Source organism: Nostoc sp. 'Peltigera membranacea cyanobiont' 210A (assembly GCF_002246015.1).
GTDB lineage: Bacteria > Cyanobacteriota > Cyanobacteriia > Cyanobacteriales > Nostocaceae > Nostoc.
The window spans coordinates 237,469-249,891 of record NZ_NOLJ01000001.1; the positions used below are offsets into that span (position 1 = coordinate 237,469).

11 protein-coding genes are annotated in these 12,423 nt (G+C 42.4%); 2 read left to right on the forward strand and 9 right to left on the reverse strand.

Annotation, left to right across the window (positions count from 1 at the left end; all coding sequences use genetic code 11):
* Positions 1–170: 170 nt before the first annotated feature.
* Positions 171–806 carry a glutathione S-transferase family protein gene (locus CDG76_RS00960; RefSeq protein ID WP_094347900.1) on the reverse strand — a complete coding sequence of 212 codons (636 nt, stop codon included), beginning with the start codon at positions 804–806 and terminating at the stop codon, positions 171–173.
* 235 nt (positions 807–1,041) lie between these two features.
* On the opposite strand from CDG76_RS00960, the gene CDG76_RS00965 reads away from it, so the two are divergent.
* A complete protein-coding gene (locus CDG76_RS00965) occupies positions 1,042–2,523 on the forward strand; it encodes a cobyrinate a,c-diamide synthase (protein WP_094347247.1) in 1,482 nt (493 codons plus the stop codon).
* Between the two features lie 131 nt (positions 2,524–2,654).
* Positions 2,655–3,353, forward strand: a complete 699-nt coding sequence (locus CDG76_RS00970) for an aquaporin (protein WP_094347248.1) — start codon at positions 2,655–2,657, stop codon at positions 3,351–3,353.
* A 114-nt stretch (positions 3,354–3,467) separates the two neighbouring features.
* On the opposite strand, the gene CDG76_RS00975 is transcribed toward CDG76_RS00970, so the two are convergent.
* The 8 genes from CDG76_RS00975 to CDG76_RS01010 all read right to left on the reverse strand — a co-directional run bounded on the left by CDG76_RS00975 (position 3,468) and on the right by CDG76_RS01010 (position 12,417).
* Positions 3,468–3,890: a tellurite resistance TerB family protein gene (locus CDG76_RS00975; RefSeq protein WP_094347249.1), complete on the reverse strand. Its 423-nt coding sequence runs from the start codon at positions 3,888–3,890 to the stop codon at positions 3,468–3,470.
* Positions 3,891–3,947: 57 nt separating this feature from the next.
* The gene (locus CDG76_RS00980; protein ID WP_094347250.1) at positions 3,948–5,426 is read right to left on the reverse strand and encodes a 16S rRNA (cytosine(967)-C(5))-methyltransferase; all 1,479 of its coding nucleotides are present in this window, start codon (positions 5,424–5,426) and stop codon (positions 3,948–3,950) included.
* A gap of 245 nt (positions 5,427–5,671) precedes the next feature.
* Positions 5,672–7,123, reverse strand: coding sequence for a glycoside hydrolase 100 family protein (locus CDG76_RS00985; RefSeq protein WP_094347901.1), 1,452 nt, complete (start codon positions 7,121–7,123; stop codon positions 5,672–5,674).
* 666 nt (positions 7,124–7,789) lie between these two features.
* Positions 7,790–8,407 (reverse strand): Uma2 family endonuclease, encoded by a 618-nt coding sequence (locus tag CDG76_RS00990; RefSeq protein ID WP_094347251.1) that lies wholly within the window; start codon positions 8,405–8,407, stop codon positions 7,790–7,792.
* 57 nt (positions 8,408–8,464) lie between these two features.
* Positions 8,465–10,204, reverse strand: a complete 1,740-nt coding sequence (locus tag CDG76_RS00995) for a DnaJ domain-containing protein (protein WP_094347252.1) — start codon at positions 10,202–10,204, stop codon at positions 8,465–8,467.
* A complete protein-coding gene (locus tag CDG76_RS01000; protein ID WP_094347253.1) occupies positions 10,188–10,997 on the reverse strand; it encodes a PspA/IM30 family protein in 810 nt (269 codons plus the stop codon). The genes CDG76_RS00995 and CDG76_RS01000 overlap by 17 nt, the downstream gene beginning before the upstream one ends.
* 95 nt (positions 10,998–11,092) lie before the next feature.
* Positions 11,093–11,956, reverse strand: coding sequence for an alpha/beta fold hydrolase (locus CDG76_RS01005; protein WP_094347254.1), 864 nt, complete (start codon positions 11,954–11,956; stop codon positions 11,093–11,095).
* A 62-nt stretch (positions 11,957–12,018) separates the two neighbouring features.
* Positions 12,019–12,417 (reverse strand): type II toxin-antitoxin system VapC family toxin, encoded by a 399-nt coding sequence (locus CDG76_RS01010; RefSeq protein WP_094347255.1) that lies wholly within the window; start codon positions 12,415–12,417, stop codon positions 12,019–12,021.
* Positions 12,418–12,423: the final 6 nt, after the last annotated feature.

Consider the following 12,423-nt stretch of genomic DNA (forward strand, 5'->3'; position numbering starts at 1 on the left):
TTGGCATAACAGGTCAATGCATTGGCATTACAGGTCGATGCATTGGCATTACAGGTCGATGCATTGGCATAGCAGGTCAAGACGTGGGACAGCTTTAGAAGACTTTTGTGTACACCGTAGCCTTGCTTAAGAGAAGAATTTAGGGTGAGGTTTCGATTCATCCAAGAAGTCTATTGAAAGGATATGTCGTATTTGCCTCCACGCTCAAGAGCGGTTTTGTAAGCAGGTCGTCCATGAATGCGCTCGACAAATTCTTTGAGCTTTGTCCGGTTTTTGACCTCTTCGGGGAGTGCAGCGACTACTTCCAGGGGAAAGCTCATTTGGATATCGGCGGCGGTAAATTCATTGCCTGCAAACCACGTATTTTTACGGAGTTCGTCTTCTATGTAGTCAAAGTGAAGTTTGATTTGGGGCGCGACGAATCCGCTAACTACACTGCTGTCGCCTGCCCCGAAATTGTTCAATATCAGCCGCATTACTAGTAGTGGCATTGCAGACCCTTCGGCGTAATGTAGCCAATACTTATAGCGCAGATACTCTGGCGTACCCGATGCTGGGACTAGCTGACCATTACCGTAGCGCTCGACTAAGTATTCGATAATTGCACCCGACTCAGCGATCGCCAAGTCTGCATCTGTGATTACTGGTGACTTGCCGAGGGGATGAACTTGGCGCAGCGACTCCGGTGCCATCATCGTCTTTGCATCGCGTTCATAGAATTTGATCTCGTATTCGATACCTAATTCCTCCAGCAGCCACAGCACGCGCTGCGATCGCGAGTTGTTAAGATGATGCACAATTATCATAAAACGTTCCTCTTTTGGTAGCTTATTGCTATCTGACTCTCGGCTAATTTTCAACTATACTATTAGACTTTTTCAGCCTAACTCCCCTAATTGGCTGGTTTTATTGTTTCTAATTGGTATAAGTTTGAGTTAGTTGGTTTGAGAAACTGGTGCATCTGCTTTTGCAAAAAGCGACGATGGACGCACAGCCAATAGTCAAAATAGTTGCTGCATAAAAACCTAATTTGTTTCATTTATGGCTTTAGTCATTGCCGGGGAACGTAGTGGGGTGGGTAAGACAACAGTCACGCTCACCCTTTTAGCATCTTTACGCCGTCGCGATCGCTTGGTGCAATCTTTTAAGGTGGGGCCAGACTACATCGATCCGATGTTTCATCGACACGTAACCGGTCGTGCTTGTCGCAATTTAGACCCCGTATTGACTTCTGAAGCCTACGTTCAGCAATGTTTTGCCCGTCATAGTCAACTGAGTGAATATGCCCTCGTGGAAGGGGTGATGGGGTTGTTTGATGGAGTGAAGGAGGGAGCAGGGGAGCATACTTCGACTGCGCTCAGTAACCAGGGGAGCAGCACTTCTCTACGAGAGGCTGCGCCAACGGCTACGCTCAGTGACCGAGGAGCAGAGGAGAAGAACAATGCTCAATGCCTAACTGACTTTGCGAGTACGGCACATATTGCGCGGCTGTTAGACTTACCTGTAGTGTTGGTGATCGATTGCAGTCGTTTATCTGGTTCTGTGGCTGCGATCGCTCACGGCTATCGATCTTTTGATTCCCGAATTAAAATAGCTGGGGTAGTATTAAATCGCGTCGGGAGCGATCGCCATCTCTCTCTGCTCAAAGATTCCTTAGAACCTTTACAGTTACCTATTCTCGGCGTAATGCGCCGTCAAGATAACATCACAATTCCCGATCGCCACTTGGGTTTAGTACCCACAGCCGAACTTCCCGAACTCAATGCTTTAATCGATCGCCTTGCGGATTTAGGAGATACTTGCTTCGATTGGCAACGCTTATTACCTTTGTTAAAATCAGAAAGCCTTTCTCCCTCTGCTTCATCCTCCTTATCTGCCTCATCCCCAGTTAGGATTGCAGTAGCCCGCGATCGCGCTTTTAATTTTTATTACCAAGATAATCTCGATTTGCTGCAACAACTTGGTGCAGAATTGGTTTTCTGGAGTCCCTTAGAAGATGCTGGTATACCAAAAGATATCCAGGGAATGTATTTTGGCGGTGGTTTCCCGGAAGTTTTTGCCCAGCAACTCGCAGAAAATTCTAGCGTTCGTCATGCAGTGAAAATGGCAATACTTAAAGGAATGCCTACGGTTGCCGAATGCGGAGGATTGATGTACTTATGCGAGCAAATTATCGATTTTGAGGGTAAATCTTGGTCAATGGCGGGAGTGCTACCAACATCTGCTGTGATGGGTGGACGTTTAACTTTGGGCTATCGTCGTGCAGTCGCTTTGCAAGATAATTTGTTAGTTAAGGCAAATACAACTGTTTACGGACATGAGTTTCATCGTTCCCATTTAACCTTAACTCCCACTCAGCCCCTATTTGAAACCTCTCGCTACGATTGCGAAGAAAATATGGGATGCGAAGGATGGGGTTTACCTGCAAATATTCATGCTTCTTATGTTCATCAGCATTGGGGAGAAAGTAGAGAAATTCCCCAGCAGTTTCTTAAAGAATGTCTAAAAGTAGCATCTTCATAAATGTAGATTTAAGCCAGCACCAAATCCACTAGGGTTAAAGGGAAAGGGACACATATATCCTTTTTTCCGTTCTTCTTTACCCCGCCAAGGGAACTTGGCGAACTACTAGCCAGTTATGGCATTTCTGATAAATGAATCGTTACTCTTTAGCAAAACGATGTTTGGCGGAAGCTCTAGGTACAGCTTGGTTAGTTCTGATGGGTGTAGGTACTGCGGTTATTTCTGGTGCAATACCTTGGGTTGGAGTTACTGGAGTGGCGATCGCTTTTGGCTTAAGTTTGTTGACTGCTGCTTATACTTTTGGTTCGATCAGCGGCTGTCACATCAACCCCGCAGTTACAATTGGTTTTTGGGTAGCCAAGCAGTTTTCTTCTAAAGACGTTTTGCCATATATCGGGAGTCAGATTCTCGGCGGAATTTGGGGAACTACTATCCTGTTTTTGATTTGCATAGGCAAGCCGGAGTTTACAACAGCTAACTTTGGTTCTAATGGGGTGGGAATTCACTCTCCTGGTAACTATAGCTGGTGGGCTTGTGCATTAGCCGAATTCATTGTTACCTGTGGCTTTGTGCTGCTGATCTTGAGCGTTACATCTTCTCCTGTTTTCAAACGGTCTGCACCCATCCCCATCGGTTTAGGGCTGATCTTGGCGCATCTTATCCTCATTCCTGTGACAAATGCTAGCGTCAATCCCGTGCGATCGCTAGCCACAGCTGTCTTTACTCGCGGTTGGGCATTGGCTGACCTTTGGATTTTCATCGTGTTCCCAATTTTCGGTGGAGTTTTGGCGGGTATAATCGCCCGATCTCTCCAAGAACCAGACATCTAATACGAATCACAGCCGCATTCCCACTTAACAACTTCACGCATACGGTGGCGGAGGATGAAGAGGAAGCGGTGAATTCTTTCACAGCTTCCTCTTCGATCAACTTATAACTCCATGTTAGTTTTGCACTTCAACCCAACGGCGGTAAAGCTTTTGAATTTGTTTGAGAAGCGCAGTGTGAGCTGGTTGATTTGACTCATTCGGCTTCGCTATATCCTGCAATTCTGTCAGGAGTCTGGCTTCTTCAACGGCAACTTCACCATCGCTATAAATTAAGCCACTAATGGCTTCAATCAGATTTTCGCAATCTTCAAGACTGGGGCGATCGCCTAGATACTCCCGCACCCAGTCGTAGCACTCTTTTGGCTGCACAGGAACTAATTCGTACAGCCAAGGCTTAATTTCTGGATCGTTAGCTAAACCTTTTGCTTGAGCTATTTCGCGGAGATATTGCCGTTCTTCTGGCTGGATTCTGCCATCGATCCAGGCGGCTCCAATCAGGATTTTAACTAAGTTTTTTACATTGGAAGGGGAAACCATTGCTGCCTCCTCTGGTAGATTCAGGCCTCCACCAAATCGTACAATCCTAAACAGTATTCACTCGGAATTATTGGTTTTTCTTAAGCGAACCATAAAAAAACCATCCATGTCCTGTCGATGGGGCCAAAGTTTAAACCAACCTTGAGGTGTCCTCTCGGTAGAATCAGGTAACTCAACGCCACAGGGGAACTCAATTTGCCAATCAGGTGACTCAGCTAAAAACGCCGAAATTACTTGTTCATTTTCCGCTGGATGCAATGTACAGGTGGCATAAACTAGTACACCACCGGGTTTGACAAAAGTTGATGTATGTGTTAGTAATTCTCGTTGCAGTACCGAAAGTTCTCGGACAGATTCTGGTGTCTGTCGCCACCGCGCATCAGCATGACGGTGCATAGTTCCCAAACCAGAACATGGAGCATCGAGTAATACACGGTCTGCGGTGTTTTGAAATTGATTGAAGTGGCGACTGTCGCCAGTGTAAATTTGAATAGATTGTAAATTTAGCCGTTGAGAATTTTCTTGGAGTTTGCGAAGACGAGAAGGAGTGCGATCGCAAGCCCAAATTTTACCCTCATCTGCCATTAATTCAGCAATGTGGGTTGTTTTCCCCCCTGGTGCAGCACAGGCATCAATTACCACTTCACCTGGTTGGGGGTCGAGCAAATGACCTACCAATTGAGCGCTAGCATCTTGTACAGTCCACCAACCTTCTTTAAAACCCGGTAGTTTTTGAATTGACCCAGTATTACCAATAAATCGTAAAGCTTGGGGTAAATGAGGAATCCGTCTTACCAAAACACCAGCAGATTCCAAAGCCGCTTCAACTTCCTCAATTGAAGTGCAAAGTGGATTGATGCGTAAATCGATTGTTGGTGATTGGTTCATCCATTCACACAGTTTTTCTGTATCGTCTAAACCCAATTGTTCTAACCAAACTTGAATAATCCAGTCAGGAAAGCTGTGTAAAATGCCCAAGCGTTCCACAGGGTTTTCTGGAAGTTCTAACGGATCGAAATGGGGGACTGGGGACTGGGGACTAGGGACTGGGGACTGGGGGAGTAACAATGAGTTTTTCTCCTCTGCGCCTCGGTCACTGAGCGTAGTCGTTGGCGCAGCCTCTCGTAGAGAAGTGCTGCCCCCCTGCTCCCCTGCTTTTCTGAGATACTGGCGTAATAAACCGTTAACAAAACCCGTGAGTCCAGAAAAACCGTTTTCTTTAGCGAGTTGGACTGTGGTATTAACAGCAGCTGAGGCGGGAATACGCTCTTGATAACGCAGTTGGTAAAAGCCCAGATGTAAGATGGTGCGGAGGTCTTGTGGTTGTTGATGAGATTTCTTTTTAGCGAATTGATCGATGAGAGTATCAAGAGTGCGCTGCCTTCTGACACTCCCATAAACCAATTCTGTCACTAAGCGGCGATCGCAATCAGGCAAATTAAATTTTTGCAGTACTCTATCTAGGGCAACATCAGCATAAGCCCCCTTATGAACATCTCGCAGGGCGATAAAAGCTAATCGACGGGGGTTTGTCATGAAAACACGATTCAGGAGTCAGGAGGCTTTTGTATTCTAACTCCCAACTCTTTACTAATTCGTAATTCGTAATGGGCTACGCCCCGCTACGCTAACGTAATTCGTAATTGTCGAGTTGAATTCCCCCTTGTTTATAGGTGGTTTTGTTTCAATCCGGGTCAAGATTTCTATCTGGAACTGTCTTTTAATTACGAATTACGTTAGCGCAGCGTTAGCGACGCAGGAGCGTCATTATAAATTACGAATTATTGCATATATGGGTCTACACTGGCAATTTCAAACTCACACGCTCTAGAAACCTGTTCTGCTGGTAATTTTCCAAAGCTGATTAATGGTAAATATGTGTGGTTTGCCATCAGTTCTTTTGCTAATAAGAACCCAGTGATTGTCCAAGTTTGATATTTCCTAGCTTGTTTCCCAATCAGTCGCCCTTTTTTCCCATCGTAATACTCTGGCCATTCATCTGTACTGAGGCGTCCTTGGGCAACTTGAATCGCCTTTTGTGCAAGATTTGTTCTATTAGTTTTTACAGCCGCCGCCGCCAACATCCACATTAAAACTGGCCAACTACCAGCATTATGATACGACCAAGGTATATTTTTGGGGTCACATCCAGTCACAATTCTGTATTCTTCATGTTCCAAAGCTGGGAAACAAATTTTCATTGGCATATCTCCCACCAAATCATCCCATCGTTCCTCAATGAGAGTCATAATCGCTTGTGACTGTTCTTCGGTGGCTAAGTCGGAAATGATTGCCATTAAGTTTCCCAGTGAAAAGAAGCGAGTATCTAGCTGCGAGGGGCCAACATTACCTGCTAGATAACCACCTTTTTTTGGTAGCCACTTGTCCAATTCATAATAAGGAACAGAATCTACATATATGTTGAACAGATTAACAGCAGCTTTGCCATATTCTTCACTTTTGAAGCGATAAATTGCATTCAGACGATTAATATCTATCCAATAATGTTGGCGAATATGAGCGCATAAAAGAGGTAAACGGTTATCAATGGCTTCAACAATATCAGAATTACCTTTACAAATTAGCAGTTCACGGGATGCACGCAATGCCGTGTAAAAAAGAACTTGTAATTCTAAAGGATGCCCATAAATGCCCATACGACGGTCAATCATACAAGCGCCATCTGGAACCAATAGCGTTGGGTACATATCAAAACGATTCGCCAAGCAGATTTCCATGATTAACCTGATCCCATTTTGGAATTCAGGTTGATAGGCGAGAGAAAAATCTTCTGTGGCGACGACATAAGCGCGCAATAAAATAATCCACCATAGGCAAGAATCTACAGGTGTAACTCTAGCGATCGCATGTTCACCAAAGTCTGCTTCTAAATATTCTTGTCCATTTTCTGATACTACTTTAAAGCTAGCTGGGATTAATCCTCTTCCTGGCTTATAGGCATCTAATGCCTTTTCTTTAGGCTGTAACTTTAAGGTTTCTTCTAAGAAATTACGAACAATATCGGTTCTACCTTTAATCAGAAAAATTAGAGCAGAAGAAACAAAATCCCGGACAAAGCACTGATCGTAATTGAGCGCCTCTACAGATTCATCATAAGCGGCTACTGTCCCAACAGGGCGACCTTGATAATAGAGAATTGATTTTTCTAGTGCTAGCCATGCTTCTTCCACTTCTTTTAAATTTTCAGTAGTTTCCAATTCGTTTAGGTGCATTGCCAGAATAGCTCCATAAGGATTGTGGATTTGTGGTAGATGTGTCTTCATTTATTATTTTTGCTATTCTCAGCATAACAAAAACGATTTTTTGAATAGCAAAGATAATTGTGCAAAAAAATAATCAACTAACAAAGAATAAAATTGCTGACATTTATGCAACTTTATTGTTAGTTAATTGCTTGTAATCTATTACTATTTTGGTGAATTATAGTTGTTGTTCTCCACCAGAAGTAGTAACATAATTTCTAAAAACAGTCACCTAAGATATACTTTTAGATTATTTATTGTTCCGTTGTCTGTCCAGAATCTTTGCTTTACCAAACAAAAACATATCTTCAGTGCTGTTTAGGGTTTGTATGAAGTTAAAACTGGTTGCAGTATATTTACTTGAGCAAGATTAGTTTTTGACACTAAGAAGTCAGATTATTCCCCTATTATCTAATAATTTATAACGTTTTTTCTGAATATGCAAGATTAAAGCTATAAATTTTAATATGTCAATACTTCTCAAGGGTTAAATATCTTACCCTACTGATAGATGAAACGGGACGTTTATGGGAGTATAGCCAAAAATAATAAAGAGTACTGAGTCGAAATACCGCCCATAAAGTACAGAGAATATACAAAGTACACAAGTACTGAGATTAGCAAAGTTGATGTTCATTACTGTTCTCCCGAAGCAGCCTTAAACACTTGTTCAGCAGTTAGATTTAGCTCTGTTAAAGTTGGTGATTGAATTTGGTCATTACCACAAAACTGAGTTACTTGGTACTCACCTTCCACTAATCTGTAAACTGATATTGTCGGTTGTTTCGGATTGCCGATAAACCGTTTTCCACCAAGAGCAGCATAGTCAACAATCCAATATTCTAAAATCCCAATTTCCTCATACTCACCAAATTTGAGAAAGTAATCATCTCGCCAATTTGTACTCACAACTTCTACTACCAATGGAATTGATGCGGCTTGAGTAACTGTTGATGATTTTTTCCAAAGTGGGTCATTAATTAAGTTAGAGATATTCAATATCAGCACATCTGGAATATAACCAGATTTTTTATCAACAGATTTGATTAATGCTTGAGCAGGAATCGAATAAGCTAGGTTAAACCTCCGAATCTCAAAATTGAGTTCTCTAATTAGAAATGCTCTGACTAACTCATGTTCCCCAGTCGGCTGCATTTCAACTATTACTCCTTTATGTAATTCATATCTGCCGTTCTCCGGTTTCCATTCAACGAATTCTTCAAAATTTATCGCTTCTATTAAATTTTGAACCATAACACTATTTCCTCAAAAACTATTCATATTTTGACTAGCATCGATAAACTGCTAACTTTATGTTACCTGCTGCTGGAATTCTTTATAAGCTTGATTAATTGCTTGCATTGAAGCTTTTGCAATTGTAGAACTATTAACATCAGGATGATACAATCTTGCTAATCGACGGTAGGCAAGTTTAACAACATTGGGGCGATCGCTCTGATTTACATCCAAGACTTCCCACCATTCCCCAGATAATCCAGAATTGAGAGTAAATTCATTCCAAATCTTGATGCTTCCGCCATTAGCGCCACTTATCAGCGTTTTACCATCAGGGCTAAAAGCAACGGGATTACACCCAGAAAGATTTTGTAGTAGTTTGCCCGTTTGGAAATTCCAAAGTTTGATCGTACCATCTCGGCTGGCACTGGCAAGGGTTTTTCCATCTGAGCTAATGGCAACAGACAAAACCGCCGTTGAGTGTCCAGTCAAAGTGGAAAGTAATTCTCCAGTTGGGAAATTCCACAGTTTAATTGTGGTGTCTGTGCTACCACTAATAAGAGTTTGACTGTTAAGACTGATTGCAACTGTATTCACTGCACCCAAATGTTCAGTGAGAATATAGCGTTGTTCCCAAGTTTTAACATCCCAAAGCCTAATAGTTTTATCGGCACTACCACTTGCAAGGATTTTACCATCGGGACTGATGGTGACAGATAAAACTGCGTCTGAGTGTCCATTCAAAGTGCGTTTTACTGTTCCCGTGTAGCGTCCCCAAATTCTAATCGTTTTATCGGCAGCACCACTAGCAAGAATTGTTCCATCAGGACTGTAGGCTACTGAGTTAACAAAACCATTATGACTATAAGCAGAGTTTAAATAAAAGAATGTGCGGAGAAATTTTTTTGTGTCCATCTGCCAACTGCTGATTTTGCAATCGACACTACCACTTACAATCTGCTGTCCATCAGGGCTGATAGCAACTGATAAAACTGCCTCTGCTTGTCCAGAGAATGTATAAAGCCATTTTCCGGTTTTCAAATTCCACAAATTAACTTGTCTGTCATCACTGCCACTGATTAAGGTAGTACCATCAGGACTGATTGCGATCGCATTAACTGCCGCTAAGTGACTCTTAAGTGTGCGTACACATCTCCAGGTTTCAGGTAGCTGGGTTGTCGGAGATATTTTTTCCGGTTCAATATTGGGAGTAGAAGGTTTAGGGTTAACAAATTCTGATTTTTTCTTGAATTTAGCCTTAAGCGCTTGTAACTCATCCTCGATTTCCAAAACAGCAAATTTTTGGTTGAGATCGTCACCAGATAAAAATGCTTCTAATTCCATCACTGCTTCGGAATAGTAGCCCATCTGCAAAACTTTCTCTTCCATCCGCTCAAAAAGCTGGACTGGAGTTTCGCTAATTCCCGATTCGTCTAAAAGTTTGGCAATACCATAGGCGGCGAGTCCCACTACTGCACCAATTCCTGCCATCGGTACTGCACCAATCCCAAATGCCAGCCCTATTTTCGGTGCGACTAAACCCATACCACCAATGACGCTATAAACACCAGCACCACCGACTGCACCAATTCCCATTGTAGCGATCGCAGCTGCATCTCCTTCGGCTATGGCTTTAAAAGCGCCATAAGCAGCAGCACCAGCCACAGCGCCAGCACCAACGACAGGAGTTGTACCAATGCCAACAGCGCCAAATCCACCTGCTAGTCCCATCCCGCCTATAGTTGTAGAAACACCAACACCTGTTATGGTTCCCCCTGCAATAAATGCTGCGCCTGTTTTAGAATTCTGTGTCATTGGCTAATGTTTTCTTGAAATTTTCTAGAGTCATCAGATTTTGTCTGAGCAAAGCTACTGTTGTTTGCTGTTGTTGAAGCTGAGTTAGAAGAATAAGCACAATTTTATTTTGTATTTTTTTATTCACTACAGCTTGAAGGGCTAAATCATCATCATTGTTTTTCAAAGCTGTCTGAGCTGTTTCGTTCCAGTATTTAGCTTCTTTCTGGGCGTTTTCAAAATCTTTCTCAATACTTTCTTGATTGGTAACAGCACTGTTCACAGCTTCTTGTGTCTCATGAATAGCCTTTGCTAAAAGCATTTGGCTATCGTTTTTAGCTTTAGTTTGCTCTTGAGGTTTAGGTGGTAGCAATAGTGCTTCTTTAAGTCGCTGTAATTCATCATCAACCCATACATCAACATCTTCATGTTCAAACTTGATGAATGTCGATGAAAACTCACTGTTGTTAGGCTTACTGCGTAATACTTCATTCTGTGCTTCTGAAACCTTTTTCTCCCAAGATTTCAAACTACTTTTAATTGCATCTACTTGTGGTTGTTGCTCCCCTACAAGTGTTTTTAGCCTACTAGCAATTGCTTGGTATCGTTCCTTTTGGAATTTTGCTTTACGAATTAAATCCTGATTACTTCCTTTCAAAGCAAGTTGATATTCTTGTTCCCATTTATCAGCTTCGGTTTGAGCTTTTGCATAGTCTCGTTGAGCAATTTCTTGGGCTACTCTGGAGTGGCTTGCTCCTTCGCGTAACTTTCGTAGCGCATCCTGTGATGATTGATTTTGGTCATAAAGTCCCATAAATTTATCTGAGTAGGCTTATTACCCAGAGCGTAGACTGATTAATACTGTTGCGTCCTCGTAAAAATTACTTAAGCCTTGACTTTTGCTTTTAACTATAGACCTTTGCTATGCAGCCAATTGATAAACAGGTCAGCGATCGCTAAGTTACCGTGTTCAAGCATTGGCAGATGACCGTGATCAGGGAGGCCAACTTCAGGAAGCCAAATAAAATCACCCCGGAAGTATTTTGCAGTTTTTGCATCTGTCTCACGAGGATGGCGCGGGTCTTGGTCGCCCGTAATCACACAAATGGGAATACTATATAGTATCTGAGGGTCGCCAATATAAAGCCCTTGTCCTTCAACATTTCTGAGTTCGTTGCTCATCCGCGCACTCTCAGGGATCAAACTGCAAAAGTAATTCTCAAATGCCTCTTGCGGAAAAGTATCTGAGTTGGTGAAGTACTTTTTAGCATCTTCACGCGACTGAATACGTGGACGATCTTCGGGAAAAGCCAAAGAAGAGTTTTTTGTGATAACTGGTAATAGATTGGCTGGTGGACTTGGTGCAATGCCTATAATAGCTTTAACAAGTTTGGGATGAGTTTGTGCTGTCTGCCAACCAACGACACCAGACATACTGTGGGTAAGAATCACAGCCGGGCCAATCCGTTGGAGTAGCGCGACTGTAGCATTGATTACTCGTTGATATGACATCACAGGGAAGTTTGGCACACAGCCCGACCGACCATGCCCTGGCCAGTCAACAATATAGGTTGGGTAGCCAAGTTCTGCCAGATATGCTGCCCAACCTTGACGATTATCGGGTGTTTTGACAAAGCAAGTACCTGTATGAAAGGCACCATGTAAAAGCACAATAGGAACTAAATTTTGGTCTTGACTCGGCCGGTAATATTGAACGTACATTTGGTACGGAATAGCACCAACAAAGAATTCTGTTTCAGTGTATGAATTCATTTTGAGAAAAGACTTAAATTTTTACGGCAATGTTCGTTGTTCATTACGATTTTACGCATTCATTACCAAATAATCGAAACTAATCCTGATGCGATTATATTTGAATCATAGGTTAATAGTTGTACTTCATTACCTTTACTTGCTAAAACTAGTGCAGTCGCAGTAATTTGCCTATCGTGCATTTCATTAATAGCAGATAAGCTGATAGTTATTTTAATTACATCTTTGTCAAGTGGATAAATTACCACACGCGGATCAGCTTCAACTACTGAAAGTAAATTCTTGGCAGAAGGGATAGATGTTCTTCCTCTCTCAACAATCCAAACAGCTTCGGCTAATGTTGTAGCTGGTATAACTAACTGGGAATCAGGATTAGAAAGAATAGCATTGGCATTCGCACCTAATCGCGAATTTCCTTCAATAAACCAGATGAGAGCATGAGTATCAATCACGTACTTCATAATTAC